Raw genomic sequence first — 26,708 nt, 5'->3', positions numbered from 1 at the left:
GGTGGCGATGTACCTGGACGACGCGGAGATTTCCAGACTGGAGCGTCACCTCGCCGAGGCGTTCGGGGCGCAGCAGGTCCGGGTGCAGGCGCACGAAAAGTTGTCCGGCGGTGCCATCCAGGAGAACTGGGCTCTGGACATCCAGGTTTCCGGCGGGCCGCGTAACGGCAGCCATGCCCTGGTGCTGCGCACGGACAGTGCGAGCGGGGTGGCGGTCAGTCATTCCCGGCTCGAGGAGTTCGCCTTGCTGAAGGCCGCCTGGGATGCCGGCGTGTGCGTGCCCGAGCCACTCCATCACAGCCGGGACCAGAGCGTGCTGGGCAAGGATTTCTGTCTGATGCGGCGCGTCGAGGGCACGGCCGTGGGGCAGAAGGTGGTCAAGGATGACTCCCTGGCCGGTGGCGACAAGGAACGCCTGGCGGAGGCGCTGGGCCGGGAACTGGCGCGGATCCACACGATCACGCCCGCGACCCACAGCTTCGACTTCCTCGGGCTGCCGGAGGACGCGCCTGCACCCCACCAGCTTCGCACCCTCTATGGCTACGTCGACGCCATCGACCGTCCCCAGCCCGCCCTGGAATGGGGCATGCGCTGGCTGAACCTGCGGCTGCCCGAGACCGAGGAGGTCGTCCTGGCGCACCGGGATTACCGCACCGGCAATTACATGGCGGATGAGACGGGGGTGAGGGGGATTCTCGACTGGGAGTTCGCCGGCTGGTCCGACCCGCACGAGGATCTGGGCTGGTTCTGCGCCATGTGCTGGCGTTTCGGCATGCGCGACAAGCCGGCGGGAGGGATCGGCAGCCGTGCGGCCTTCTATCGTGGGTATCGCGCGGAAAGCGGCCGCAGGATCGATCCGGCAAAGGTCTATTGGTGGGAGGTGTTTGCCCACCTGCGCTGGGCCGTGATTGCCCTGCAGCAGGTCGAGCGCTACCTGAGCGGGGAGGAGGCGACGCTGGACTTGGGACTGATCGGCCTGCGCCTGCCGGAAATCGAGATCGAGATGCTGGACATGACGGCGCCGGGCCAGCAGCTGCCCAGTGCCCAGGATGCGGAGGCGGCGGCATGACCCCGGATCGACCCGATGTCACCGCGTTGCTGGCAACGGCGCGCGCGCTCCTCAAGGACGAGATCCTGCCGGTTGTGCCGGCCGACCAGCGGCTGGACATGCTGATGGTGTTGAGCGCCATGGGGCTTGCCGAGCGCGCCTTGCAGGACAGCACCGACGCGCTGCCGCTGAGGCAGGAGGCGCGCCTCGTGGATCTGGCAGGGCACAAGGTGGACGCGGCGTCGCTTGCCGGCGCCGTGCGTAGCGGCAAGTGGGATGACCCCGAAAAGGCCGAGCAACTCTATAAAGCTCTCGTCGAGGACACGCGGGATCGGCTGGCGCGCGCAAACCCGAAATACCTGGCCGCGATCGCGTCGGAACGCCAGAGGTGAACGGAGGGTCAAGGAGTGGATGGATGAGCACGACGTCTGACGGACACTCCATTTTCGAGAGAGATCTGGAGCCCAATGCGGCCAATCACGTGCCGCTGACGCCACTGACCTATCTGGCCTGGGCGGAACGGGTCTATGGCCCGCGCACGGCCGTGATCGACGGACCGCAGCAGTTCACCTATGCACAGATGGCGCAGCGCTGCCGGCGCCTGGCTTCGGCCCTTGCGCGAAGGGGGATCGGCAAGGGCGATACGGTGGCCGTCATGGCGCCCAACAGCCTGGCATTGCTGGAGGCGCATTACGGCGTGCCCATGGCGGGTGCCGTCCTGAATGCGCTGAACGTTCGCCTGGCCGCGCGGGAACTGGCGTTCATCCTGGATCACGGCGAGGCCAGGGTACTGCTGACGGACCGCGAGTTCTCCGGCGTTATCGGCGAGGCCCTGGCCCTGATGCAGGGCTCCCGTCCCCTGGTCGTGGACATAGACCCGCCGCATGTGGACAGTGGCGCGCAGATCGGCGAAACGGACTACGACAGCCTGCTGGGCGAGGGGGACCCCAGCTTCGACCGCTGGATGCCCGACGACGAGTGGGATGCGATCACGCTCAATTACACCTCGGGCACGACGGGCAACCCCAAGGGCGTCGTCTACCACCATCGCGGCGCGTACCTGAATGCGGCGGCCAACGTCATCAGCTTCCGGCTCGGTCCCGAGAGCGTCTATCTCTGGACCCTGCCCATGTTCCATTGCAACGGCTGGACCTATACCTGGGCCGTGACCTGCGCCGGCGGCACGCACATCTGTATCCGGCGGCCCGACCCGGCCCTGATCTTCCCGGCGATCACCGAACACGAGGTGACCCATCTCTGTGCAGCGCCGATCGTACTCAACATGCTGATCCATGCGCCGGCCGACGTGAAACGTGTCTTCGCGCACAGGGTCCAGGTGGCGACGGGCGGGGCCGCGCCGCCGAGCAGCGTGATCGCCCGCATGGAGGAGATGGGCTTTGCGCTCACCCATCTCTACGGGCTGACGGAGACCTATGGCCCCTCGATGCTCTGTGCATGGCAGCCGGGTCTGCAGGAGATGCCGCTGGAGGAACGCTCCGCCTTCGTGGCGCGCCAGGGCGTGCCCCATCAGATGGTATCGGACCTGCAGGTCATGGACCCGATGGACATGAGCCCCGTCCCCGCCGACGGCGAGACGGTGGGCGAGCTGATGATCCGGGGGAACACCGTGCACAAGGGCTATCTGAAGAACCCGACGGCCAGCGCGGAGGCCTTCGCCGGGGGCTGGTACCACAGCGGCGATCTCGCCGTTGTGCATCCCGACGGCTATGTGCAGGTCAAGGACCGCGCCAAGGACGTGATCATCTCCGGCGGCGAGAACATCTCCTCGCTGGAGATCGAGGAAGTGCTCTACAGCCATCCCGACATCGTCGAGGCAGCCGTGGTGGCGGTGCCGCACGAGAAATGGGGCGAGACGCCGCATGCCGTGGTAACGCCGCGCGAGGGCGCCGAATTGACCGCCGAGGCCGTCATCGCCTGGTGCCGCGAGCACCTCGCAGGCTACAAGTGTCCGCACTATGTGAGCTTCGGAGAGCTGCCCAAGACCTCCACGGGCAAGATCCAGAAGTACGTGCTGCGCGAGCAGTTGCGCGGGGAGAGCGACGAGGCGGACAACCAGGCCTGAAACAGCAGACCTGGTGCTGGATCTCACGCAATCCCAAACGCGAGCTTCGCGGAAATCAAGTAAGTCCTTGAAAAATATGGTGGGTGCGGCTGAGATTGAACCAGCGACCCCTACGATGTCAACTAGAAGCAGAAAGCCGATTTCTCAGGAAAAACTGAAGCTTAAGCTGCCTCGAGCTTATTACATGGCAGATTGTCACCGCAGAATTCTCGCCGCAGCGAAGAAGCGTTCGGAATGAGTGAATTCTCATCTATTGAGCATCTGTAAAGGCTGTGCATGTCCAGAAAAGCGCGCAGCTGAAGTCAAAGAGTTTGTTCGTTGAGTTTGAAGAGTGACCTGCTTCCGATCGCTTATGGAAGAGGTTCAAAGAGCCACTTCAGCTTGAGCCACTATGAGAATGTCAGCGCGGTTTAACGTCGTGCCACTGTTCTTAAGGTAAATGGCAAGTTCGAATTGACCCCTTTAGGAGCACTTGCTAAAGTTTCAATAAACAAAATAAGATCTCGAAAACTGGAACTTTAGGAGGTTATCAATGAGCTTTCCCCGAATTCTGGCTGGTTTTGCCAAGTACGCACTTCCTGTCGGTGTAACAGCCTGTCTTGCCTTTCCCGCTGCTGCTCAGGAGTACACTTGGCGCATTCAAAGCAATCTGAACGAGGGCGAGCCTGGTTATATTGCCTTGGAGGAAGACTTCGCCGAGTTGGCAACCGAGATGTCAGATGGGCGCATTGAGTTCGAAATCTATCCGGTCGGCTCGCTGTTCCCGATCGCGGACGGTCTGGAAGCGGTCGGCTCCGGTGTGACCGAAATGGCCGTGCTCACCGGCGGTTACTACACCGGCAAGCTGGGTCCGATTGCGACCCTCGAAAGCGGCGTTCCCGGCTCGATGCGCACACCGCTCGAGAGGTTCAATTTCTTCTATGAGCGGGGATTCATCGATCTTGCGCGCGAGGCCTATTCGGACAGCGGTGTCTATTATCTCGGTCCCCAGTTCTCGCCGTCGTGGGACATCGTTTCCACCGTTCCGATCACGTCCAAGGAGGACTTCGAGGGCTTGAAGATTCGCTCCTTCGGTCTCGAGGCGGAGTGGTATGAATCCATGGGGGCCGAGCCGGTTTTCATGAGTGGTGGTGACATTTACAGCGCGCTTGCCACCGGCACCATCGATGCCGCACGTTGGGCGAGCCCCGCCGGTAACATGAACAACTCCTTCCATGAAGTTGCGGACTACTATGTTCAGCCTTCGCCCATGCCGGTGCCGAACAACTTCTTTGCGGTCAATTCCCAGGCCTGGGAGGCGCTTCCCGATGACCTGAAGGCCATTCTCAACCAAGCCGCTGTCGCGTCCTCTCTCAGCTACATTACGCTGAGCATGAATGAGGATGCCAACGCGATGCAGGAAATGATCGACAGTGGCATGGAAGTCTCCACCATTCCGCCGGAGGAATGGACGGAGATGGAAGCCGAGGCGCGTAAGCTTTGGCGGGCCTATGACGAGGAAGGTGGTCTTGCAGCGGAAGGTGTCGAGATGCTGGATCAATTCCTGCAGGATATGGGCTACTCACAATAAGGCCTGCTAGGATACCCAGAGCCTGCAAACCTGGCGTTTGCAGGCTCTGGGTTTGATTGTTTTCGGGGAGGGCTTGTGCTGAATTCCGCAGTGAAGCTTGTCGACACGGTGATTGCCTGTCTCGGCAAGTTGGCCGCTCTGTTCATTCTGGCCATCATTGCCACTATGGTTCTTGAAATGGTGATGCGTGGTGTCTTCGGCATGTCCACGCCCTGGGCCGGGGATGTCAGCTCCTGGCTGCTCGTTGGTGTCATTTTCCTGGGTGGGCCCTGGGCGCTCGCCAACGGCAACTTCGTTCGCGTGGACGCGGTATTCGGCATCTTGCCGGCTCGTGTGAAAGCTCTTATCGACAGCACGGTCTCCACCGTGCTTTTCGCGCTTTTCGCTTATGTTCTGATCGATTTCGGCGGGGATCTTGCCTTGCGGTCCTTCCAGATCGGGGAGACATCCGCCACCGGTGCCTGGGAGGGCCCTGTCTGGGTTTCCAAGGCCCTGGTTCCCCTCGGGACCTGTCTCCTTTCGCTTGCCTGGGTGTCCCACTTAATCAGGAGCTGGCAGGACCTGAAGCAGGACGGGACGGACATCAATCATGATTGATCCGGTAATGGCCACGGTCGTCCTGTTCGGGGGCATGATTCTCTTTCTTGGTCTGGGTGTTCCCATCGCGTTTGCGCTGGGTGGCTTCTCGGCCGGAATGATCTACTTCTTCTGGAGTCCCCAGGCCCTCAACATGGTGGCCATCAAGGCCTACAACACGGTCTCCAGTTTCGAGTATCTGGCGATTCCGCTCTTCATCTTCATGGCGGCAATGCTGCAGAGAGCGCGCATCGCCGAGGATCTCTACAACACCATGCAGGTCTTCTTTGGAGGCCTGCGGGGCGGCCTTGCAATCGGGACCATCGTGATCTGCACGATCTTTGCCGCCATGGCCGGCATCAGTGGGGCAGCCACCATCTCCATGGGCCTGATTGCCATTCCGGCGATGCTTTCTCGGGGTTATGGAAAAGGTGTGGCTTTGGGCTCCATTGCCGCCGGTGGCTCGCTCGGCATCCTGATCCCGCCGAGCGTGACCATGATCGTCTACGGCATCGTCGCGAACACCTCCATCGGCAAACTCTATGCCGGCGGGCTTCTGCCCGGCCTTGTTCTGGCCGCGATCTTCTGTGTCTACCTGCTGGCCCGCGGCTGGATTCAGCCCGAGATCAGCGGTGGTGCGTTGGCGCGCCGATACAGCCTTTGGGAAAAGGCCGTAAGCATCAAGGGGCTCATCCTGCCACTCTTGTTGATCGTTTCCGTCATGGGCTCGATTCTGACTGGTATTGCCAGTGTGTCGGAAGCTGGTGCCGTGGGCGCCGCCGGGTCGCTCGTCGCGGCAGCCCTGTTGGGGCGTCTCAACTGGTCGTCTGTGGAAGATGCCTGCAAGGAAACGCTGATGCTCAGCTGCATGATCTTCTGGATCATTGTCGGAGCGACGGCGCTTTCGACCTTCTATACCGCGATGGGTGCGTCCCGTCTGATAGAGGGGCTGGTTCTCGATCTCGAATTGAACCGTTGGATGGTGGTGATTGCGATGTTGAGCATTCTTCTGGTGCTCGGCATGCTGCTCGATACCGTGGGCATCATCATGATTACGGCCCCCATCTTCGTGCCCATCGTCACCCAGCTTGGATTTGATCCTGTCTGGTTCGGAATCCTGTTCATTATCCTGATGGAGATCGGCTTCCTGACGCCCCCCTTTGGTTACAATCTGTTCTATCTACGAGGGGTCGCGCCCTCTCACGTGACCATGACCGACATCTATTACTCGGTGCTGCCCTTCATCGCGCTCATGCTGTTTGGCGTGGGGCTGTTCATGGTGTTCCCGCAGATTATACTCTACCTGCCGGAAATGATCTTCTGAAACACTCCTCGGGGTGGATAGCCCGGATCAGGCTTCAACCGCGTCCTTCGCCGGCTGGCTCTGAAGCATCTTGGCAAATCGGTCTGCGGCTTGCTGCAGGGCTTGGGTCCAATGTTCGGTCGGCATCTGGGAAAGTCGGCTGTGGGGCCCCGTGAGACCCACAGAATAGATTGTCCCGACCGTATCCAGATGCACGGGCGCGGCAAAGGCCATGATGTTTTCGTCGATTTCCCGGTCGCAGATGGCGAAATCCGAACTGCGCACGCTCTCGAATTCCGCTCTCACATCGTCGAGGATTGTCTTAGTGCGGCTGGTCAGCGGTTCAAGCGGCTCCTGAAGGATCTGTTTCACGAGTGCATCGTTTTGAAAGGCGAGTATCGCCTTGGCGCTGGCGGCAGCGTGGCCTGGCAGGATTTCCCCCGGGAGGACATGCAATCGATGGCCCTGGTCCGGAGCTGAGCGGGCAATGGAGCGAATATGCTGCCGCCCCAGCCGAACGATATAGCAGGTCTCGTGGAGCTCATTCGCAAGATCATCGACGACGAGCTGCGCACAGGTGCGCACGCTGTCCGTATTCTGGCCGAGATAGAGCATGCGCCACATGCGCGAGCCGATGCGAAAGGTCTTGTACCAGGAATCGTCAACGCTGAGTGCGCCCGCTTCCACAAGGGCCCGGGTAAGACGGTGCGCAGTGGGCTTGGGCAGATCCGTGATCGTCGTGATCTGAGTCAGGGTCAAGCCGTCATTCGAGGCGGCAACCGCTTCCAGGATCTGGAAATAGCGTTCGATAGGGCCAGGGCCATCCTTGCTCACGATCCGCATCATCCTTGTTCAGTCTAAGCGGCACACTCTTGTGCGAACGGTACACATTCATGCCGGGTGGTGTCTCACTTGGCAACAGCTGTGCTCGAAGAAGAGACAGGTATGGAATGGCCAAGGGGCGGATGATTGACAGGCTTCATGTCACTTCGTAAGGTATCAAAATACGGAACAATATATCAAAAATCGAAACTTTCAAGCGGAATAGCGGAATGGCACTCAGTATCGGCGTGGACGTTGGCGGAACCTTTACCGATTTCTTGTTGCTCGATTCACAGACCAAGCAATTCCGTACAGCCAAGGTGCCCACCACCGTGGACGACAGATCCCGCGGTTTCATGGAAGGCTTGCAAGCTTTGGAAGCTGATGTGCAGCAGGTGGATTGGCTGGTTCACGGGACCACGGCCGGCACGAACGCTGTCCTTGAGCGCAATGGAGCACGTTGTGGGCTGATCACCACGCGCGGCTTTCGGGACACCCTCGAACTGGGGCGAAGGACCCGGCCGAATGCCTATGGCCTTGCGGGCAATTTTGAACCCCTCATCGAACGTAAATATCGGATGGAGGTGGATGAGCGGATCGATGCTCAGGGGCGGGTGATCACACCGCTTGATGAAGACGGTGTGCGGGCTGCCGCCCAACAGCTGATCGACATGGGCGTGGAATCCATTGTGATTCATTTCCTCCATTCCTACAGCAACGCCGGAAACGAAGCGCGTGCTGCGGAGATCGTACGTGAGATCTGGCCCAACGACTACGTCGTCGCGGGCCATGAAATCATGCGCGAGATGCGCGAGTTCGAGCGGGGCTCGACGGCAGCCGTTCACGCCTCAATCAGTCCCGTGGTCAGCCGCTATATCGGCAAGGTGGCCCAGGAACTCGAAGCCAAGGGTTTTTCGCGGGAACTGCTCATCATGCAGGCCAATGGCGGAATGATGGCGTCCTCGCTGGTTCGCGAGCAGGCCGTGCAGACTGTCATGTCCGGGCCCGCTGCCGGTGTTCTGGCGGCGGCAGAGCTGGCCCGGGCCGCGAATGTGAAGAACATCATTACCGGCGATATGGGCGGAACAAGTTTCGACGTGGCCCTGATCGTCGATGGCCAGCCCGTGGTCACTGCCGAGAAGGATCTGGCTTACAGCGTCCCTATCCGGGTCCCCATGATCGATATCCACACAGTCGGTGCCGGCGGAGGATCCATCGCCCATGTTGATAAAGCCGGAATGCTGCGCGTCGGTCCTGAGAGTGCGGGTTCCTATCCAGGTCCCATTGGCTACGGCAGGGGCGGTGAGCACCCGACCATCACCGACGCGAATTTTCTGCTTGGGCGGCTCAATCCGGATGCAGTGACCGGCTCCCAGACCCAAGCGCCGCTGGAGAAGGTGGCGGACGCGATGCAGAAAGAGGTTTGCGCCGGCCTGGGGTTGAAGGATGCCTACGAAGCGGCAGCCGCCATTCTCGATGTTGCGATCTCGGAACTTGCCGGTGCCATTCGTCTCATCTCGATCGAGAAGGGGCATGATCCGCGCGATTTCGCTTTCATGCCGTTTGGCGGGGCCGGTCCCTTGCATGCTGTAGCGATTGCCCGCGAACTCAATTTGCCGCGTATTGTGGTGCCGAGGTTCCCGGGTCTCACGTCTGCGCTCGGCTGCATCTTTGCCGATGTTCGCCATGATTTCGTCCAGACCATCAATACGCCCCTGGCTGAAGTCAGGAATGCTGATCTGGAAGATATCATGCATCAGCAGGCCGAGGCAGGCCGAAAGCTTCTTCAGCGAGAGAAGGTCGAGGTCAAGCGGACGGATATCACGCACGAGTTCGATCTGTTGTTCCGCGGCCAGTCCCACGTCATGCGGTTGCCGGTGCAGGACACTCAGATAGATCTCGACAAGGTGCTTGAGCAGTTTCACGCGGCCTACAAGGCAAGGTTCGATCTGGAACTGCCCGAAATGGAAGCCATCCTCGTCAATATACGCACAACCATCGTCGGGGTGCGCGAGCCTCTGGATCTCTCCGTGTTCAAGCCGCTACCCGGATCCTTGGAGGACGCACGGCGGGGCCAACGCAGGGTCTATTTCGATGGCGCCTGGTACGATACCGATATCTATGCCCGCGATGCCATTCCAGCAGATGCAGTGATCACGGGCCCCGCAATCGTGGAGCAGTCGGATTCCACTCTGGCTCTCGATCCCTGCACCACAACGCGTGTTGATTCCATCGGCAATCTCATCGTCGAACTGACGGCTCAAGGATAAGGAATTTCAGTCATGGCCAAGACGTCCAGCCCGCAGGAAACGACTTCGCGTGTTGATCCGGTCACTCTGACCGTGATCGAGAAGGGCTTGCAGCAGATCTGCAGTGAGATGGATCTCGTCCACGAAAAGACCTCGTTCTCGCCGGTGATCTCGGAAGCTTTCGATCGATCGAACGGCATCTACGGTCGCGAGGACGGGCGCATGATCGCGCAGGGCGAATTGGGCTTGCCGATCTTTCTGGGCGTCATGCAGGAGACCACCCGTTCTGTTCTGGAAGAGCGTGGTCCGCTCGACGATGGTGACGTGATCCTTATCAACGATCCCTATCGCGGCGGCACGCATCTCATGGACGTCAAGATGGTGCGCCCCTTCTACTACAATGGAAAGCTCTGGTGCTATCTCTCCAATACAGGGCACTGGCCGGATACGGGCGGTATGGTTCCAGGCGGCTTCAACAGCACGGCCACGGAGATCCATCAGGAAGGCCTGCGCATACCGCCGGTCAAACTGGTCGAAAAAGGGGTCATGGACCCAGAAATCGTGAGTTTGGTTCTCGCTAACATCCGGGTTTCGGAAGAGCGCATTGGCGATATCAAAGCCCAGATTGCCGCCCTCAATGCAGGGGCGAAGCGTTTGACAGGCCTCCTGGATCGCTACGGCGAAGATGTCGTCAATGAGGCCCTTGTCGAACTGGAGGACCGCTCCGAGCGCATGATGCGCGCCAACATCGAGACCATTCCCGACGGCACCTACAGCGCGACCGCCTACATGGATAGCGATGGTGTGGTCAACGAACCCCTTGAGATCAAGGTGAAAATCGATGTGAGGGGCGGCGACATTTCCTTCGATTTCAGTGAATCAAGCCCGCCCTGTATGGGGCCGATGAATTCAGTGTGGGCAACGACCCTTTCCTCTGTCTATGTGGCCATCAAGCACATCTTTCCCGATGTACCCATGAACGCTGGCTGCTTTCGGCCCATCGAGGTCAAGCGGCCGAAGGGGACGTTTCTCTTTGCCGAGTATCCACGGCCCGTGGCCGGCTGTGCGGCCGAGGCCTCGCAGCGCATCATGGAAGCCGTTTTCCTGGCGCTGTCGGAGGCCATCCCGGACAAGCTGTTTGCAGCGCCGGCGGGCACGAGCGGAAACATCAGCCTCGGTGGCGTGGATCCCGATACCGGGCAGGGGTACATCATGTACTATTTCTCCGGTGGTGGATACGGAGGCTGGTGGGAAGGTGACGGCCTGACCAACGGCTGCTCGACCATCGGTATCTCGAAGAGTCAGCCCGTGGAGATACTCGAGCAGAGGTATCCCTTGCTGTTCGATCGTTATGCGCTTCGCGAGGGCTCCGGTGGAATGGGCCGTTTCCGGGGTGGCTTCGGGGTCAGCTATAGGGTCCGCCTGCTGCGCGGAGAAGGTACGGCATCCTTCCTGATGGAGCATGGTCGCTATGGTCCACCGGGTATCCTCGGTGGCGAAGCCGGTGCTCCGAACCAGATCACGATCTCCCAGGGGGGGACCACCACCTCGCCGGAACATTTTTCGAAGGGAGAAGGCTACGTCCTCAAGGCTGGTGACTGGATCGATGTCGAAACACCGGGTGGAGGTGGCTATGGCCCGCCCGGGGAGCGTTCAGAGGAAGCCCGTAGGGCAGATCTGGAGCAGGATTACTATCCAGAACCGGGAGACCCTGCAAAATGACGAAGGTTCTACAGCGTGTCCCGGGTCAATGTCCCCCTGAAGTGAAATCGGCGCACGGGGTCTGGCTGGAGGATACTGATGGCAATGTCTACCTGGATGCCGTCTCCGGCGGGGCTGCAGTCTCCGCGATCGGGCATGGTGATTCCCGTGTGAACGATGCCATCGCGGCGCAGTTGGACCAGGTTGCCTACGCCCACAATTCCTTCTTTACGAATCGCCCGGCCGAGGAACTGGCCGAGCTTCTCTTGAGCGAGGCACCCGAGGGGCTTTCACAGGTACTCTATTGTTCCGGTGGTTCCGAGGCCATCGAGAGTGCCTTGAAGCTGGCGCGCCAGTATTGGGTTGAAAAGGGGCGACCCCAGAAGAGCCGCATCATTTCCCGGCGCCAAAGCTATCACGGTGCGACATTGGGAACCCTGTCGGTCGGTGGAAACATGCCGCGGCGGGACTACTACGCGCCCATGCTGTTCGATGCCCAGTTGATCGAGCCCTGTTACGCCTATCGGCTTGCTCATCCGGACGAGAGTGAGGAAGCTTATGGAAAACGCGCCGCACAGCATTTGGAAGCGGCCATTCTCGAAGCCGGGGCCGAGAATGTGGCGGCCTTCGTTGCCGAGCCTGTGGTCGGAGCGACATTGGGCTGCGCGCCTGCCGTAAAGGGCTACTTCAAGGAAATCAGGGCGATCTGCGATCGCCACGATGTTTTGCTGATCCTCGATGAGGTGATGTGCGGTACGGGGCGAACCGGCTATATGTATGCCTGCCTGGAAGACGAGGTGACGCCCGATCTCCTCGCCGTTGCGAAGGGAATGGGCGGAGGCTTTGTTCCCATTGGTGCCGTTCTTGTTCATGAGCGGCTCGCCGAGGCCATTCGATCGGGCAGTGGCGCACTCCGCCATGGATTTACCTATATGGCACACCCCTTGTCCTGTGCAGCAGCCTTGGCGGTCCAGAAAGTGATCAAGGACGACGGACTGGTTAAGGCCGCCCAACAGAAGGGGGAGCTGTTGCGTCAGGTCCTGGATGAGCGTTTTGGCCAGCACCCCAATGTTGGCGATATTCGTGGCCGCGGACTGTTCCTGGGACTGGAGCTTGTCCGGGAACGCAATTCGAAGCAGCCCTTCGACCCGTCCTTTGCATTCCATTCTCGTGTCAAGGCGGCTGCCCTGGAGGCGGGGCTGATGATCTATCCCTCTGGCGGCACGATTGATGGCAAGCAGGGCGATCATATCCTCCTGGCCCCGGCTTACGTTGTCAGTGAAACCGAAATTGAAGAGATCGCAGAACGCCTGTCACAGGCGCTCGATGCGACACTCGTGGAGGCTCAGGCTTATGGAGCGATATGACGGACGGCTTGGCGAACTGACCGAGCGCTATGTGGCCGCGCATCCACGATCCCGTGCTTTGATGGAGCAGGCGGGTCAGCATCTGCCAGGTGGCAACACACGCAGCGTCCTGCATTTCGAGCCTTTCCCTCTGGTCATGGAGTCTGGCTGGGCCGACCGCTTGCGTGATGTAGATTCCAGCGAATACATTGATTGCGCGGGTGAGTTCTCGGCCGGTCTTTACGGGCATAGCGACCCGACAATCCGCGCAGCCATAGAGGCGGCTCTCGACAACGGATTGGTCCTTGGCGCACCCAACAGGTATGAGGCGCGCTTGGCCGAATTGATCGCGCAGAGATTTCCGTCACTGGAGCAGATGCGGTTCTGCAACTCGGGTACCGAGGCCAATCTGCTTGCGGTCATGACGGCACGGATCGTTACAGGCCGGGACTCCATTCTGGTCTTCTCGGGGGCCTATCATGGCGGTGTGCTGAGTTATCCCACCGGAGGCAACGCGATGAACGTTCCCCTCGACGTGGTGATGACTCCTTTCAATGATGTGGAGTCCTTCACGTCCGTCATGTCACAACAGGGGCCGAAGATTGCCGCCGTCCTGGTCGAGCCTGTTCTGGGGGCGGCCGGTAACATGGTGGCAAGCCAGGAATTTCTCGAGGCGCTGCGCAAGCTGACACGGGATCATGGCGCGCTGCTCATATTTGATGAGGTGAAAACCTCGCGCCTGGGTGAAGGCGGAATGCAGGGACGCACAGCCATAACCCCGGACATGACCACGCTTGGCAAGTACCTGGGAGGCGGGCTTTCCTTCGGTGCTTTCGGCGGAACACGCCATGTCATGGAGCGCTTTGATCCGGGCCATCCAGATGCGCTGAAGCATGCTGGCACATTCAACAACAACCCGCTTTCTCTCGCGGCGGGTATCGCAGGACTGCGCGAGGTTTTCACGCGTGAACGTGCTGAGGAATTCTTATCAATATCCGAGCGCTTCCGAGAGGAACTGGCGAGCGAACTGAAGAGAAGGGGGCTTCCCGTGCAGGTTTCTGGACTGGGCTCCATCCTCAGCCTGCATTACGGAGAGACGCTGCCCCGCAATGCCGAGGCCGTTCATCCCGCCACAATGAAACTTCGGCGGCTGGTACACCTGGACTGCCTCGAGAAGGGGGTCTACCTGACAGCGCGCGGCGACATATTCCTTTCGCTGCCCATGACGGAGGGGACACTGACCCATCTGAAGGACAGTCTCGTGGCGTCCGCAGAAAGTGAAGTGGCTTATCTATAAGATAGGAGTTGCATGGGTCGAGCGTTAAAAAGCGTTCCGTGTGGGCGATAGAGGGCGAGTTTGCGGCCAGAAAGTCATTGATGATCGCCCTGTAGATTTGGCGCAAAAGTAACCTCAGCCACCTGAAGAGAGATGGAAGTTATAGCCGATGGCGCTGAGCAGGGCGTTGACCCAGGTCCCGAGCGGTCCCTCCAGATAGTTGCGGTACGGGTGACTGTCTTCGGCGGAAACCGGCGTGGACGCCGTGGACTGCGCCATGGATGCGCTGTCGGGCAATACCAGCCAGGCCCCGCTGGGCACCATCGTGGAGGCGCTGGCCTTCACCGGCGGGACACCGGGCTCGACATCGATGCGGTGCGCGAGATCTCCAACTACTGGGAAGCGGTGCGCGGTCAGTACGCCGCCTTCGAGAGCGGTTTGCATGCTCCAGCCTCGGAGGTGTATCTGCACGAGATGCCGGGTGGGCAGTTCACCAACTTCAAGGCGCAAGCGCGCTCGATGGGGTTGGAGGAGCGTTGGCACGAGGTAGCCCATGCTTGGCGTGGTGGCCAGCGTCCTGGCCCGGGACGGCGCCCGGGTGAGCGATGGCGATCTGCTGCTGACCCTCGAGGCGATGAAGATGGAGACCGGCATTCATGCCGAACGCGATGCCACGGTAAAGGCCGTGCATGTCCAGCCCGGCGCTCAGATCGATGCAAAGGACCTCCTGGTCGAGTTTGAGCTGTAAGCTGCTTTTGAAAGCACTTAGGTGTTGGAATTGGCGAGAGAATCAGGCTGTCACAAACTGTAGACCACCTCGTTCAATGCCTTCCCTACTGAGAGGGAGCTGATGTCTGCTTTCATCACTTGTGACAAGAACGTCGAACTGACCCAGATCGGCGAATATTGCCGGACGGATTGCTCCGAACTTGCTGGAATCAACCACGAGGAACCTCTGCTCTGCTGAGGAAATGGCAGCCTGTTTTGGCAGCACCTCATGGAAATGGAAGCAACTGACACCTCTCTCCCAATGGACGCCTGCCGCTGAGATGAATGCCTTGTTGATTCCAATGCGGCGAATGGCGGTGGTCATGTCCTCACTTTCAAAGGAGGAAGACGAGGCATGGAACAATCCGCCGAGCAGGACCAATCTGACGTTCGGATGATTTGCCACCGCATTGGCGACGTTCAGGGCGTAGGTCACGACAGTGAGTTGTTCAAAGCCGTCCAGCAGTCCAATAAGTGCGACCAATGTGGTGCCGCAATCGATGAACACGGAATCGCCGTCTTCGATGAACTGTGCTGCACGTTCGCACAGGCGGTATTTCTCCTGAGCTCTACGATCCTGTTGCTTATTGAGATCGTAGAGGGGGGCAAACTGGGGATCCCTAGTCATGACAAGGCGTCCCCCCAGGAACGTCATTGCCCCCTCGCTTGCCGAGACATCTCGCCGGATCGTCATTTCCGAGACTCCGCACAAACGCGCCGCTTCGGAGAGGTGGAGAGTGCCTCCCTTGGCGAGGGCCTCGTATAGCCGTGTCAGGCGACGGGCGGTGCGGTCATTCATGAGAACAAGTTCTCCATTTCGCTCGCAAACCGGCTCCTTTGTTGAAGTCGGGACGATCACTTTCAGTCGGAAAGATCCGGTCTCCGAGAAAGTTGCTGACAACCAGCGGCACTTTCCCGGGGAAGGTCACTTTTACCTGCATGGGCAGGCAGCAGTCTTCCCTTTGATTGCTGGATAGGTCAGCGGATCGGGAATTGCGGTAAGGTTCCATTCTTCATCAATCATATGAATCGAACTGCATGTTCGAGCCCTTCTAAGGAGGAGGCCAGTAACAGCATCGTCATAATGCGTAGACCGGTTTTGCACGAATATTTTGAGGCTGATTTTGCTGAGCTTGGAAGCCAAACAGCACAAAACCCACTTTGAAAGATCGGACAATAGCATGGGAATCATGTTGTGAAAATCACATGGAATGTGATAATCGTAACATCAAGATGGTAAAAGTAGGCATTCAAGTGCCATTGCCGAAACAATAATCTCGTCAGGGCAGGAAATCCCATGTGTTCTCAATCCCATCATGCGCTTTCTGCGTTTTCTCCTGCGGCTATGAATCTAACTCCGATGGAGGTCATTCAGCTTATGTGAATGGCTCCGCACCATCTGCGCCGATCAGAACCATCCATCAGGTCTGAAACGCAGGGAGGGGCGGCATTGGTAGAATGCAAGAGGTGTAGTTCATGGCTTCAGTCGTCTTGAAGAATATAACAAAGGCCTTCGGCGAACTTCCTGTGGTTCATGGTGTGGATATCACAATCCCTGATGAATCCTTCACGGTTCTGGTTGGTCCTTCGGGCTGTGGAAAGTCCACACTCTTGCGCATGGTTGCGGGCCTGGAAGACGTCACTGATGGCGAGATCGCCATTGGAGAGAAGATCATCAACGACGTTCCTGCTCGGAACAGGGACGTGGCGATGGTTTTCCAGAGCTATGCCCTCTATCCGCATATGACGGTCGCCGAGAATCTCGGATTTAACCTCAGGTTGAAGGGAATCACGAAAGGTGAACGCCGACGCCAAGCGCTTGAAGTCGCTGAATTGGTCGGCATCAGTGAGTACCTTGAGCGTTATCCCCGGCAACTGTCCGGCGGGCAAAGGCAGCGGGTGGCGATGGCACGCGCGATCATGCGTGATCCGCAGGTATTCCTGTTCGACGAACCTCTGTCAAACCTGGACGCGAAGCTCAGAGTGCGTATGCGCACTGAGATCCGCCAGCTGCAGCAGCGTCTGAGTACGACAACGATCTACGTCACACATGATCAAGGGGAAGCCATGACGATGGCTGATCAGATTGTGGTGATGCGCGACGGAATTGTAGAGCAGGTTGGATCACCGCTCGAAGTCTACGATCAACCCGCGACGGAGTTTGTCGCAGGGTTTATCGGGTCTCCTTCAATGAATCTCTTCTCAGGCCAAGCGGCCAGGAACGAGAACGGAGAGACTTACATCGAAAGCGAGGTGGGGGCTCTGCCACTTTCTTCAGACATCCAGATCGAGGACGGACGTAAAGTTACCTATGGCATTCGTCCGATTGCCCTCACGGTATCTGAAGATTCCCGTGCACTTCCTGTCACGGTGGATGTCGTGGAAGCCATGGGGGACCAGGATCATGTCTTTGTTCATATCGGCGACACACGCATCTGTGCCGTCTTTCATGAGCGTCTTTCATTGCGTCCTGGCGATCAAATCCAACTGATGCCCGACCTTGAGCGCGTCCACTTGTTTGATCAGGGAACAGGCCTGCGAGTGGCATAGAGGACAAACGTGCCATGAAAGAGCACGCAAACAACAACCGTCTTAACCAGAGGAGGAAAGCGATCATGAAGTGCCCAAAGAGAGTGGCCCTTATGGCTGCAGCGGCAACGTTTGGCCTATCCTGCGGAACGACTGCCGCACAAGATATTGAGTATCCCGATTTTGACGATGTGACGATTACGGTTGTCGGTGACGAAGGCCAGAACATGGCTGCCTTTGACCAGTATTCCGACGAATTGGCAAAGGCCGGAATTACGATCGAGAAAGTCGGGACCACATTCACCGGTCTGTATGACCGGCTCAAGACCGACTTCGTTTCCGGCGCGTCGGACAGTGACCTGGTGCTTTTCTACCCGTCGTATCTGGGGGATTTCGCTGGAAACGGCTACCTCGAGCCACTCGATGATTATATGGAGAAGGAGCCTGCTTCGATCTGGTCGCCGAAACTTGATCAGGTCCAGCGTGCCTATCAGGAGGTCTATCTCAAGTGGGACGGCGAAACCTATGCTTTGCCGTACGATGGGGACGTCCTGAACATGTACTACCGAAAGGACCTGTTCAACAATGACGAGGAACAGGCGGCCTTTGAGGAAGAGTACGGTCGGGAACTGACACCTCCGGAGACATGGGACGAGTGGCTTGAAGTCGCCGAGTTCTTCACGCGCGAAGAAGGCGATACCCTGGCCGGGGAAACACTGGACAGTCCATTCTACGGAACCGCTACCTATGGGGCGCGTGGTTTCAGTTATGCGTGGTTCCTCGCGCGTTTCGCCAGTACCGGAGGGATATATTTCGACGAAGAGATGAATCCCCAGATCAATTCGGAAGCAGCTGTCGAATCTCTCCAGAACATGGTCGATGTCCTGCCATACAGCCCTCCCGACGTATTGGGCTATGGCTATGAGGAGCTCAAGAACACCTTCCTCGATGGCGAAGTTGCCATGGTTATCCAATGGTCGGATGTCGGCAAGAAGACCGCCGATCCGGAAGTCAGCGAGATTGTCGGGAAGGCCGGTTTCGGACTGGTTCCGGGAACGGAAATGGATGGCGAAGTGAACCATCGCGCTCCCATGCCGGTGGGTCGTGTGCTGGCTGTTCCAGAAGCCTCCGAAAACAAGGAGGCAGCCTATTGGGTGGCCAAGTTCCTCTCACTGGATAAGAGCCAGACGACTGTTGGTGCCAACTGGAGCGGACAGGACCCCTATCGCGAGGCTCATTTCTCGGACCTCTCCGAGTATCCCTTCGAGGACGAAGAGGTCGCGCAAGCTTGGGCGGATGCCACGATGGCGAACCTCAGCAACGGCTTTCCCGATCTCAATATTCCCGGCGCGGCCGAGTACAACGACATCTTGGATTTGGCCGTCAACAAGGCCCTTTCCGGGCAGCTTGAGCCCAAGGCCGCCTTGGACGAAGCCGCCCAGGAATGGGAAGCCATAAATCAGCGCCTGGGTGTGGATAATCAGAAGCAGTTCTGGGATCAGGCCCTCAGCGGCTATCGTGATGCCGGATTGCTCGAGTGAGTGCCCGCACGCTCATCCACATCAAATGATGCGGGATCTTGCAGATGATTGGATCTGAAGAGCGTAGATTTGCAAGGTGGATGGCAGCCCCCGCAGTGGGGCTGCTGTTCATCGTCACGATCGTGCCCCTGCTCTTTTCCCTGGGGGTGTCGCTGACGAATCTGCAGTACGGAACGCCAGCCCCTCTCGCGTTCGAGGGCCTGGGCAACTATGTGCGCGCACTGACCGCAGATTCGCGATTCATAAATGCCATGCTCAATACCGCCATCCTGCTGTTTGGCGGCCTGGCATTGCAGATCACACTCGGCTACTTGATCGCTTCGCTCCTCTTTCGATTGGAGCGCGGCCGCACGCTGATTCTGTCCCTGTTGCTGATTCCCTCGATTGTTTCCCAAGTCGTGGCGGGTTGGCAGGGACGCCTTATCTTCAATGCCACTTCAGGACCCTTGAACGCGCTGCTGACAATGATCGGCATCGATGGGCCGTCCTGGCTGGCAACCACAGACACAGCGCTCTTGACCATTCTGCTGACGGATACCTGGCAATGGACACCATTCATGACCCTGATCATGTTGGCCGCACTGCAAGGCATTCCGCAGGATATACTGGAGGCAGCGACATTGGACGGCGCGTATGGATGGTCCTTGTTTCGCCTGGTCATCCTGCCGCTCATTCTGCCAATCGCAGCGATCGGCATCCTCTTGCGCTCCGTGGACATCTTCAAGACGTTCGATCTCGTCTACATTCTGACTCAAGGCGGACCGGGCAACAGCAGTGAGACGCTGACCTATTATACCTATCTGCAGGGCTTCAAGTTCTTCAGTCCGGGCTATGCAGCGGCTCTGACCTTTATCCAGCTTATTATTGTTGTGATTGCCGCAAAGCTGTTCCTCCGCTTCGTTGCCCGGCAGACGGGGCAGGAAAAATGATCACGAAGCCGACCACCAGTGAACGTGTAGTGGCATGGGTTATCATTCTGCTCGTGCTTGCATTCTTCATGCTCCCCTTTGTGTGGATGATCCTGGGTAGCCTGAAGGCCCGCGGCGAGTTCTTTATTCAGCCGACCGTTTGGTGGCCCGAGGAATTTGTCTGGTCGAATTTTCCCGATGCCCTGGAACAGGGGGCACTGGGCGGACTGATCGACAGCCTGATCATCGCGACGTCGTCGATGATCATTTCCGTAGGCCTGGGAGCGCCGGCAGCATATGCGATTGCCCGCTTTCAGCTTGGACGGCAGCACCTGTCCTTCTGGATCCTGTCCATCCGGATGTTCCCGCCGATCGCGACCATACTGCCGCTGTTCGTGATTTACCGCTATCTCGGGCTGGTTGATACGCACCTCGGTTTGATCATCGCCTATACGGTTTTCAACCTGCCCTTCGCCATATGGATCCTCATGAGTTTTGTCCAGGAGCTGCCCCTGGAGATCGAGGAGGCCGCCAAGGTTGATGGGGCAACACCGTTTCAGATCTTTCGCCTCATCGTCGTGCCGTTGGTCGCACCCGGCCTGATCGTTTCGGCCTTGTTCACTTTCATCTTTGCCTGGAACGATTTTGCATACGCCATCATCTTCAGTGGCTCGAACGTGGAGCCTCTGCCGGTGGTGATCGCTCAATTCGCAGGCGGCCATGAGATCCTCTGGGGGCCGATCTCGGCGTCTGCAGTCATTGCGGTCCTGCCAGTCGTCGTCATGGCCTTCTTCCTGCAACGTTATCTGGCACGTGGTCTGACAATGGGGGCCGTCAAATGATGGCGAACCCGCAGATCACGATTTCCGATTATGGAGGACCTCCATGCTTAAGACGCTTACCACACTTCATACGCCAGAACTGCTCCACGTGCTGGCCTCCATGGGGCATGGAGACGACATTGCCATCGTCGATGCCCACTTCCCCGCAGTGTCCATGGCGCAGAGGATTGTGCGGCTGGATGCGGCGCCTGCACCCGAGGTCCTGAGGGCTTGCCTCCAACTCATGCCGCTGGACACCTTCGTCGAGCAGCCGGCCCTGCGCATGGAGATGGTGGGACAGCCCTCGGACGTTCCGGAAGTCCAGCAACTCTTTCAGCAGGAGATCGATGCTGCGGAGGGGCGGTCATGGCCCATGGGCCAGCTGGAGCGCTTTGAATTCTACGAACGCTCCCGTGAGGCCTATGCCATTGTCGCTACCGGAGAGCAGCGACCCTATGGCTGTATCCTGCTGAAGAAGGGCGTGGTTGGCGCATGAGCAGGATTTGCAGTTGGAGAGAATTTCATGAGCGATAAGTACATCACCATCCTTGGTGCGTTCTTCGTGGACCTGGCCTGCCGCACGCTGCGGATGCCGGAATGGGGGGAAACCCTGCATGGGACCGGGTTCTCCATGGGGCCCGGTGGCAAGGGCTCGAATCAGGCTGTGGCTGCAGCTCGACAAAATGCAAAAGTCGAGCTCATTACCCGTGTGGCACAGGATACGTTCGGCGAGATGGCACGCCGGGTCTATGAGGACGAGGGTATAGGTGCCGGCCATGTCTCGAATGATCCGGATGCGCCGTCCGGGACCGCGACGATCATCGTTGACGATGCGCGGGGCGAGAATGCGATCGTTATCGTGCCGGGGGCATGCGGCAATCTGAACAGATCCGATGTGGATGCAGCCTCGAATACCATTGCGAGTTCGACCCTGTTTGTCTCGCAATTGGAACTGTCAACAGATGCGTGTCTGTATGGGATCGAGCTCGCTTACCGACACGGGGTGCCCGTCGTTCTCAATCCGGCCCCTGCGGTGGAATTGCCACGCGAGGTGTTTTCGCAGATCGATTACCTGACTCCCAATATGTCCGAGGCGAGTTTGCTTGTCGGCCGTGAAGTGAGAACACGCGAACAGGTGGCTTCGGCAGCTGCAACCCTGCGTGAATGGGGCGTGCGCCACGTGCTTATCACTCTTGGAGAAGAAGGTGTCTATGTCAGCAGCGAGAACCAGGAACGCGTGATACCTGCGGTGAATGCCGGACATGTTCTGGACACCACCGGGGCTGGCGATGCGTTCAATGGCGGTCTGGTCGCGGCCCTCGCCGAAGGCCTGCCACTCATGGACGCCGCACACTTTGGCTGCGCGGTGGCGGGTCTCTCGGTCACGAAGCGGGGGACAGCCCCGTCAATGCCGTCCCGGGAGGAGGTGGAAAGTCTTTTGGAGAGGGCAGGATGAGTCATGCAAGCGCCGCTCAGGCTACAGTAAACAAACAGCTCGAGGTCGGTCCGTCTTCTGTGTCTGAGTTTCCGGTCCTGATGCAGAGCACGCCGACGAATGCGGGAATGCCGCTCGACATTGGCTGGGTGCGGTCCCTGCGTGCCAATCGCAGTGCAATCGAGGAACGCGCGGCCACCCTGCCGAAGCGCCGGACTGTGAAGAAATTCTGGCAAGCGGCCTGGCTGCTGAAGGCCGTTTCCTGTATCGACCTTACAACGCTCTCCGGCGACGACACCGCGGAACGCGTACGTCGTTTATGCTACAAGGCACGCCAACCGGTGCGACAGGATCTGTTGACGACGCTCGGTGCGGAAAACCTTGGACTCCATGTCGGGGCGGTCTGTGTTTATCACGCTTATGTGGAAACGGCCGTTCGTGCACTTGAAGGCACCGGCATTCCTGTTGCGGCGGTTTCGACAGGATTCCCTGCAGGACTGTCTCCGTTCCCGGAGCGGCTTTCGGAAATTCGCCGCTCGGTCGCTGCCGGTGCCCGGGAAATCGACATCGTGATCACGCGGGCCCACGTGCTCAATGCGGATTGGGAGGCCCTGTACAACGAGGTTGCCGCTTTTCGAGAAGCCTGCGGCGATACCCACATGAAGACAATCCTGGCCACGGGCGATCTGTCGACCCTCCGCAACGTGGCGCGTGCGAGTCTGGTCTGCATGATGGCCGGGGCTGACTTCATAAAGACTTCGACCGGCAAGGAATCGGTGAATGCCACTTTGCCCGTGGGTCTTGTCATGGCCAGGGCCATCCGCGAGTACCAGGAGCGAGCCGGCATGAAGGTCGGGCTCAAGCCGGCGGGTGGAATCAGTACGGCAAAAAGCGCCTTGGATTGGCTGGTCATGATCAAGGAGGAGCTTGGCCGCGAATGGCTTGACCCAGGCTTGTTCCGCTTCGGTGCGAGCTCTTTGCTGGGCGACATAGAACGCCAGCTTGAGCACAACGCCACCGGATTCTACTCGGCCGATTTCCGCCATCCCGTCGCCTGATACGGATCGATTCCCCAAGGTGTGCCCAATGACCATTCTGGAAACATTCGAAATGATGAACTATGGCCCGGCGCCCGAAGATCCCAGGGAGGCCGTGAATTGGCTGGATGAGCACGAACGGCGCTTCGGACTCTTCATTGGTGGAGAATGGTGCCCGTCAGCCGGCAAGAAGCGGTTCGACAGCATCAATCCCGCCACCGGCGAAACCTTGGCCAGCATTTCCAGTGCCGGTCCCAAGGACATCGACAAGGCGGTCGCGGCGGCCAGGACGGCGCAGTCGGGTTGGTGGAAGCTCGGCTGTCATGGACGCGCCCGTTATCTCTATGCACTTGCCCGGCAGGTTCAGAAGCATTCCCGGCGGCTGGCGGTCCTGGACTGCCTGGACAACGGAAAGCCGATCCGCGAGATGCGCGACATCGACGTTCCACTGGTCGCACGCCACTTCTATCACCACGCTGGGTGGGCCCAGATACTGGCGGACGAGTTCCCGCAGCACGAGCCACTCGGTGTGGCCGCTCAGGTGATTCCCTGGAACTTCCCCCTGCTGATGCTGGCCTGGAAGATTGCGCCGGCGCTTGCCACCGGGAACACCGTGGTCCTCAAGCCCGCGGAATTCACCTCCCTGACGGCACTTGCCTTTGCCGAGCTCTGTCGCGAGGTCGGCCTGCCGCCAGGTGTCGTCAATATTGTCACCGGCGATGGCGAGACGGGGGCAAAGCTTGTTGCACATTCGGATGTGGACAAGGTCGCCTTCACCGGCTCCACGGAAGTGGGCAAAGAGATACGCCGCGCCACAGCGAACAGCTCGAAACGCCTGACCCTCGAGCTCGGCGGCAAGTCACCCTTCATCGTGTTCGATGATGCCGACCTCGACAGCGCCGTCGAGGGCCTGGTCAACGGCATCTGGTTCAACCAGGGCGAGGTCTGTTGCGCGGGCTCGAGGCTGCTTGTCCACGAGCCTGTAGCTGATCGCCTCATGGACAAGGTTCGGCGTCGCATGGAGAGCCTGCGCATGGGCTCGCCTCTGGACAAGGCAGTTGACGTAGGCGCGATCGTTGCCCCCGTTCAGTTGGAGCGTATCCGCAGTATTGTCGATCGTGCCGTGGAAGAGGGGGCTCACTGCTATCAGGCGGAGGTCCCGGTGCCAGATGAAGGGTTGTACTATCCGCCGACGCTGTTGACGAACGTGGGACCGGCTTCGCACGCAGCCCAGACCGAGATATTTGGTCCCGTCCTGACCAGCATGACCTTCCGTACTCCGGATGAGGCCGTGGCTCTTGCCAACAACACCGTCTATGGCCTGGCGGCCAGTGTCTGGTCGGAGAACATCAACGTGGCCCTGGAACTGGCACCGCGCCTGAAGGCCGGGGTGGTTTGGGTTAACTCGACCAATCAGTTCGATGCGGCCTGTGGTTTTGGTGGATACCGGGAGAGTGGCTATGGCCGGGAAGGTGGTCGCGAAGGCCTCGAGGAGTATTTAGTCCCCTCCTGGAGCCGACAGTTGCCGCGCCTGCCCGAGTCCAGCGGTACGAAGTCCGCGCCGGTCTCGGGCGCTGCCCCGGGAAGCGGACCTGCGCTTGGAATTGACCGTACGGCCAAGCTCTACATTGGCGGCAAGCAGACGCGCCCTGACAGTGGTTACAGCATTCCCATCGCGGCTGCGAACGGTGACCATCTTGGAGAAGTCCCGCTCGGCAATCGCAAGGACATTCGTGATGCAGTAGAGGCAGCGCGCAAGGCGCAGGCTTGGGAACAGAGCGATGGTCATTCCCGGGCCCAGATCCTCTACTTCATTGCGGAGAATCTTGAACAGCGCAGTGACGAGTTCTCATCGCGTTTGCAGCGCATGACCGGCGGTACCAGCAAGTCCGCGGCGAAGGAAGTGCACACAAGCATTGAGCGGATCTTCTCGGCTGCCGCCTGGGCGGACAAGTACGAGGGGGCCGTTCATAATCCGCCGGGTCGCAAGCTGACTCTAGCATTGCAGGAACCGATGGGAGTCATCGGGATCATCTGTCCTGACGACACTCCCTTGCTTGCCTTTATTTCGCTGGTGGCGCATGCCATTGCCGCTGGCAATCGCGTGGTCACCGTGCCTTCGGCGTCCTATCCGCTGATCGCGACGGATTTCTACCAGATCCTGGAAACCAGCGATGTCCCGGCCGGAGTGGTCAACATAGTGACAGGCCGGCCGGATGAGCTGTCTCCCGTTCTTTCTGCACATGCCGGTGTGGAAGCCTTGTGGTACTTCGGTCCGATCTCGGGCATGGCGGCGACAAAGGCTGAATCGGTGAGCAACATGAAGCGCGTGTGGACGCATGAGGGCCGGGCTTTCGACTGGTACGACCCGCGACAGGGGCAGGGCCGGGAACTGCTGAAACAGGCGACCCAGGTTAAGAATGTCTGGGTGCCTTATGGCGAGTAGCTTGCTAGATTTGAACGAAGATTAGTCTGAAAATGCACAAAAAACTGTGTCTACGCCTTTCTGGAAAGGTAAACGTGATTAGCCGTATCTGATGAATGCCCATCCCCCGTTCATGGGGAAGAGCCTAAATAATTGATTTATCGAAATAATGGTGGGCGCGGCTGGTATTGAACCAGCGACCCCTACGATGTCAAGTAAAGGTGCGAGTAAGAGTAAGCATCAGGAAATAAAGCTGAAAATCCCATTATACTATCGTATGGCGGATTCCCACCGCAGGAATCTCACCGCAGGTAAGAAGCGGAATAAGCTAACTCAGGATCCCGATGATTGATTGGACGAAGATTACGCCGGTAGATACAAACGCCTTTGTTGTCCTCAGTGGGGCATGCCCTCTATTACAGGTCGACTGAATATGAGCTGACAGATACAAAATGGCTCAAAAGTGCGATGGTGAATCTGGAAAGTTCACAGGTTTCATGTCCTCATCAGTTGTCCCAAGCCTAGCAATGAACGTGTATCTCCAGCTTGCCTGAGGCAGTCCCAGGCCAATGCCTGATTGCTGGTGACCACAGGCTTGCCTAGACGCTTTTCAAGGTGCTCGATAACCGGTGCTGTTCTCAGGGCGGTGCAGGAGATGAACAATGCGTCGGCCGCGGAATCGTTCATCAGGTAATCTGCCGCAGCTTCAAACGCCTCAAGAGAGACATGGGACCGTGTGTCGTTGTCGCGCACAGGGAAATAGCCCTTGCGGACCAAGTCCAGCTTATGACGGACAAGATAGTCTTCGACGAGGGCGTTGACCTCGCCGATGTAGGGCGTGAGGAGCGAGATGCGGGAACAGCCCAGCTGCCGGAGACCCTTCAGGGCGGCCTCTACGGGATTGGCCACCTTGATATTCGGCCTTGCCCTATGAATGGCTTCGGTGATTGCGGCGCTTCCAAGAGCCATGCTGGCGGATGTGCAGCCAAATGCCATCACGTCCAAATGATTAGTCGTCATGAGGCCGGCGGCCGTGTCTGCGATCTTGTCTTTGAGGGCATGCAGGCTCTTCACGTCAAGATAGCGCGGCGCGGGGATGCGATTGGTCTGGATGCGGATGTTCTCCGGCCCAAGGAAACCGTACAGATCCGGTTCGATCGTGCTGTCGTTGGCAAGCGCGATCAGTCCGACTGAAACCGACGATGGGGCAGACATCGAAAGTGTCATTTCCTGCCATCCGGCTAGGGTGGCCTGTGCGTCGCTCATGTCG

23 protein-coding genes are annotated in these 26,708 nt (G+C 59.0%); 19 read left to right on the top strand and 4 right to left on the bottom strand.

The window, feature by feature from the left end:
- The first annotated feature begins 7 nt into the window (after positions 1-7).
- The 6 genes from ACFOW6_RS01895 (at position 8) to ACFOW6_RS01870 (ending at position 6,601) form a co-directional block, all read left to right on the top strand.
- On the top strand, positions 8-1,069 hold the full coding sequence (locus ACFOW6_RS01895) for a phosphotransferase family protein (protein WP_382420582.1): 1,062 nt from the start codon (positions 8-10) through the stop codon (positions 1,067-1,069).
- Positions 1,066-1,440, top strand: a complete 375-nt coding sequence (locus tag ACFOW6_RS01890; RefSeq protein ID WP_382420580.1) for a DUF6285 domain-containing protein — start codon at positions 1,066-1,068, stop codon at positions 1,438-1,440. Before ACFOW6_RS01895 ends, ACFOW6_RS01890 begins: the two co-directional genes overlap by 4 nt.
- Before the next feature lie 23 nt (positions 1,441-1,463).
- Positions 1,464-3,131, top strand: coding sequence for an acyl-CoA synthetase (locus ACFOW6_RS01885; RefSeq protein ID WP_382420578.1), 1,668 nt, complete (start codon positions 1,464-1,466; stop codon positions 3,129-3,131).
- Between the two features lie 532 nt (positions 3,132-3,663).
- Positions 3,664-4,701, top strand: coding sequence for a TRAP transporter substrate-binding protein DctP (gene dctP / locus ACFOW6_RS01880; protein WP_382420576.1), 1,038 nt, complete (start codon positions 3,664-3,666; stop codon positions 4,699-4,701).
- Between the two features lie 75 nt (positions 4,702-4,776).
- Complete coding sequence (locus ACFOW6_RS01875) at positions 4,777-5,298, top strand: TRAP transporter small permease subunit (protein WP_382420574.1); 522 nt, start codon at positions 4,777-4,779, stop codon at positions 5,296-5,298.
- The gene (locus tag ACFOW6_RS01870) at positions 5,291-6,601 is read left to right on the top strand and encodes a TRAP transporter large permease (protein ID WP_382420572.1); all 1,311 of its coding nucleotides are present in this window, start codon (positions 5,291-5,293) and stop codon (positions 6,599-6,601) included. Before ACFOW6_RS01875 ends, ACFOW6_RS01870 begins: the two co-directional genes overlap by 8 nt.
- Positions 6,602-6,628: 27 nt before the next feature.
- Here the strand turns inward: ACFOW6_RS01870 and ACFOW6_RS01865 are convergent, their stop codons facing one another.
- A complete protein-coding gene (locus ACFOW6_RS01865; protein WP_382420570.1) occupies positions 6,629-7,414 on the bottom strand; it encodes an IclR family transcriptional regulator in 786 nt (261 codons plus the stop codon).
- A gap of 218 nt (positions 7,415-7,632) precedes the next feature.
- Between ACFOW6_RS01865 and ACFOW6_RS01860 the strand changes: the two genes are divergently transcribed.
- Genes ACFOW6_RS01860 through ACFOW6_RS01845 form a run of 4 tightly spaced genes read left to right on the top strand, consistent with a single transcriptional unit; the run spans position 7,633 to position 13,995 of the window.
- The gene (locus ACFOW6_RS01860) at positions 7,633-9,672 is read left to right on the top strand and encodes a hydantoinase/oxoprolinase family protein (RefSeq protein WP_382420568.1); all 2,040 of its coding nucleotides are present in this window, start codon (positions 7,633-7,635) and stop codon (positions 9,670-9,672) included.
- Between the two features lie 12 nt (positions 9,673-9,684).
- Positions 9,685-11,373: a hydantoinase B/oxoprolinase family protein gene (locus ACFOW6_RS01855; protein ID WP_382420566.1), complete on the top strand. Its 1,689-nt coding sequence runs from the start codon at positions 9,685-9,687 to the stop codon at positions 11,371-11,373.
- Positions 11,370-12,719, top strand: coding sequence for an aspartate aminotransferase family protein (locus ACFOW6_RS01850; RefSeq protein WP_382420564.1), 1,350 nt, complete (start codon positions 11,370-11,372; stop codon positions 12,717-12,719). The genes ACFOW6_RS01855 and ACFOW6_RS01850 overlap by 4 nt, the downstream gene beginning before the upstream one ends.
- The gene (locus tag ACFOW6_RS01845; protein ID WP_382420562.1) at positions 12,706-13,995 is read left to right on the top strand and encodes an aspartate aminotransferase family protein; all 1,290 of its coding nucleotides are present in this window, start codon (positions 12,706-12,708) and stop codon (positions 13,993-13,995) included. The genes ACFOW6_RS01850 and ACFOW6_RS01845 overlap by 14 nt, the downstream gene beginning before the upstream one ends.
- Before the next feature lie 114 nt (positions 13,996-14,109).
- Here ACFOW6_RS01845 and ACFOW6_RS01840 read toward each other — a convergent pair whose 3' ends face one another.
- Complete coding sequence (locus tag ACFOW6_RS01840) at positions 14,110-14,418, bottom strand: hypothetical protein (RefSeq protein WP_382420560.1); 309 nt, start codon at positions 14,416-14,418, stop codon at positions 14,110-14,112.
- A gap of 109 nt (positions 14,419-14,527) precedes the next feature.
- On the opposite strand from ACFOW6_RS01840, the gene ACFOW6_RS01835 reads away from it, so the two are divergent.
- Complete coding sequence (locus tag ACFOW6_RS01835; RefSeq protein WP_382420558.1) at positions 14,528-14,722, top strand: biotin/lipoyl-containing protein; 195 nt, start codon at positions 14,528-14,530, stop codon at positions 14,720-14,722.
- A gap of 42 nt (positions 14,723-14,764) precedes the next feature.
- On the opposite strand, the gene ACFOW6_RS01830 is transcribed toward ACFOW6_RS01835, so the two are convergent.
- Positions 14,765-15,541 carry a DeoR family transcriptional regulator gene (locus tag ACFOW6_RS01830; RefSeq protein ID WP_382420556.1) on the bottom strand — a complete coding sequence of 259 codons (777 nt, stop codon included), beginning with the start codon at positions 15,539-15,541 and terminating at the stop codon, positions 14,765-14,767.
- Positions 15,542-16,218: 677 nt separating this feature from the next.
- On the opposite strand from ACFOW6_RS01830, the gene ACFOW6_RS01825 reads away from it, so the two are divergent.
- The 8 genes from ACFOW6_RS01825 to ACFOW6_RS01790 all read left to right on the top strand — a co-directional run bounded on the left by ACFOW6_RS01825 (position 16,219) and on the right by ACFOW6_RS01790 (position 25,459).
- On the top strand, positions 16,219-17,292 hold the full coding sequence (locus tag ACFOW6_RS01825; protein ID WP_382420554.1) for an ABC transporter ATP-binding protein: 1,074 nt from the start codon (positions 16,219-16,221) through the stop codon (positions 17,290-17,292).
- 170 nt (positions 17,293-17,462) lie between these two features.
- Positions 17,463-18,812, top strand: coding sequence for an ABC transporter substrate-binding protein (locus tag ACFOW6_RS01820; protein ID WP_382420552.1), 1,350 nt, complete (start codon positions 17,463-17,465; stop codon positions 18,810-18,812).
- Between the two features lie 80 nt (positions 18,813-18,892).
- Positions 18,893-19,741, top strand: coding sequence for a carbohydrate ABC transporter permease (locus tag ACFOW6_RS01815; protein ID WP_382420550.1), 849 nt, complete (start codon positions 18,893-18,895; stop codon positions 19,739-19,741).
- Positions 19,738-20,562, top strand: a complete 825-nt coding sequence (locus tag ACFOW6_RS01810) for a carbohydrate ABC transporter permease (RefSeq protein WP_382420548.1) — start codon at positions 19,738-19,740, stop codon at positions 20,560-20,562. The genes ACFOW6_RS01815 and ACFOW6_RS01810 overlap by 4 nt, the downstream gene beginning before the upstream one ends.
- 43 nt (positions 20,563-20,605) lie before the next feature.
- Positions 20,606-21,037: an RbsD/FucU family protein gene (locus ACFOW6_RS01805; protein ID WP_382420546.1), complete on the top strand. Its 432-nt coding sequence runs from the start codon at positions 20,606-20,608 to the stop codon at positions 21,035-21,037.
- A gap of 27 nt (positions 21,038-21,064) precedes the next feature.
- Complete coding sequence (gene rbsK, locus ACFOW6_RS01800) at positions 21,065-21,997, top strand: ribokinase (protein ID WP_382420544.1); 933 nt, start codon at positions 21,065-21,067, stop codon at positions 21,995-21,997.
- The gene (deoC, locus tag ACFOW6_RS01795; RefSeq protein ID WP_382420541.1) at positions 21,994-23,034 is read left to right on the top strand and encodes a deoxyribose-phosphate aldolase; all 1,041 of its coding nucleotides are present in this window, start codon (positions 21,994-21,996) and stop codon (positions 23,032-23,034) included. Before rbsK ends, deoC begins: the two co-directional genes overlap by 4 nt.
- Positions 23,035-23,062: 28 nt before the next feature.
- Positions 23,063-25,459, top strand: a complete 2,397-nt coding sequence (locus ACFOW6_RS01790; protein WP_382420539.1) for an aldehyde dehydrogenase family protein — start codon at positions 23,063-23,065, stop codon at positions 25,457-25,459.
- A gap of 474 nt (positions 25,460-25,933) precedes the next feature.
- Here the strand turns inward: ACFOW6_RS01790 and ACFOW6_RS01785 are convergent, their stop codons facing one another.
- Positions 25,934-26,704 carry a maleate cis-trans isomerase family protein gene (locus ACFOW6_RS01785; RefSeq protein ID WP_382420537.1) on the bottom strand — a complete coding sequence of 257 codons (771 nt, stop codon included), beginning with the start codon at positions 26,702-26,704 and terminating at the stop codon, positions 25,934-25,936.
- Positions 26,705-26,708: the final 4 nt, after the last annotated feature.

It is taken from the genome of Fodinicurvata halophila, assembly GCF_042651425.1.
Classification (GTDB): Bacteria; Pseudomonadota; Alphaproteobacteria; order Kiloniellales; family DSM-21159; genus Fodinicurvata; species Fodinicurvata halophila.
This window is presented reverse-complemented; position numbering and strand designations above follow the sequence as displayed.

Bases quoted from the DNA above. Each gene is read 5' to 3' on its own strand.
- ACFOW6_RS01895 (WP_382420582.1), top strand. From the start codon at position 8: ATGTACCTGGACGACGCGGAGATTTCCAGACTGGAGCGTCACCTCGCC.
- ACFOW6_RS01890 (WP_382420580.1), top strand. From the start codon at position 1,066: ATGACCCCGGATCGACCCGATGTCACCGCGTTGCTGGCAACGGCGCGC.
- ACFOW6_RS01885 (WP_382420578.1), top strand. From the start codon at position 1,464: ATGAGCACGACGTCTGACGGACACTCCATTTTCGAGAGAGATCTGGAG.
- dctP (WP_382420576.1), top strand. From the start codon at position 3,664: ATGAGCTTTCCCCGAATTCTGGCTGGTTTTGCCAAGTACGCACTTCCT.
- ACFOW6_RS01870 (WP_382420572.1), top strand. From the start codon at position 5,291: ATGATTGATCCGGTAATGGCCACGGTCGTCCTGTTCGGGGGCATGATT.
- ACFOW6_RS01860 (WP_382420568.1), top strand. From the start codon at position 7,633: ATGGCACTCAGTATCGGCGTGGACGTTGGCGGAACCTTTACCGATTTC.
- ACFOW6_RS01855 (WP_382420566.1), top strand. From the start codon at position 9,685: ATGGCCAAGACGTCCAGCCCGCAGGAAACGACTTCGCGTGTTGATCCG.
- ACFOW6_RS01850 (WP_382420564.1), top strand. From the start codon at position 11,370: ATGACGAAGGTTCTACAGCGTGTCCCGGGTCAATGTCCCCCTGAAGTG.
- ACFOW6_RS01845 (WP_382420562.1), top strand. From the start codon at position 12,706: ATGGAGCGATATGACGGACGGCTTGGCGAACTGACCGAGCGCTATGTG.
- ACFOW6_RS01840 (WP_382420560.1), bottom strand. From the start codon at position 14,418: ATGCAAACCGCTCTCGAAGGCGGCGTACTGACCGCGCACCGCTTCCCA.
- ACFOW6_RS01835 (WP_382420558.1), top strand. From the start codon at position 14,528: ATGCTTGGCGTGGTGGCCAGCGTCCTGGCCCGGGACGGCGCCCGGGTG.
- ACFOW6_RS01830 (WP_382420556.1), bottom strand. From the start codon at position 15,541: ATGAATGACCGCACCGCCCGTCGCCTGACACGGCTATACGAGGCCCTC.
- ACFOW6_RS01825 (WP_382420554.1), top strand. From the start codon at position 16,219: ATGGCTTCAGTCGTCTTGAAGAATATAACAAAGGCCTTCGGCGAACTT.
- ACFOW6_RS01815 (WP_382420550.1), top strand. From the start codon at position 18,893: ATGGCAGCCCCCGCAGTGGGGCTGCTGTTCATCGTCACGATCGTGCCC.
- ACFOW6_RS01810 (WP_382420548.1), top strand. From the start codon at position 19,738: ATGATCACGAAGCCGACCACCAGTGAACGTGTAGTGGCATGGGTTATC.
- ACFOW6_RS01805 (WP_382420546.1), top strand. From the start codon at position 20,606: ATGCTTAAGACGCTTACCACACTTCATACGCCAGAACTGCTCCACGTG.
- rbsK (WP_382420544.1), top strand. From the start codon at position 21,065: ATGAGCGATAAGTACATCACCATCCTTGGTGCGTTCTTCGTGGACCTG.
- deoC (WP_382420541.1), top strand. From the start codon at position 21,994: ATGAGTCATGCAAGCGCCGCTCAGGCTACAGTAAACAAACAGCTCGAG.
- ACFOW6_RS01790 (WP_382420539.1), top strand. From the start codon at position 23,063: ATGACCATTCTGGAAACATTCGAAATGATGAACTATGGCCCGGCGCCC.
- ACFOW6_RS01785 (WP_382420537.1), bottom strand. From the start codon at position 26,704: ATGAGCGACGCACAGGCCACCCTAGCCGGATGGCAGGAAATGACACTT.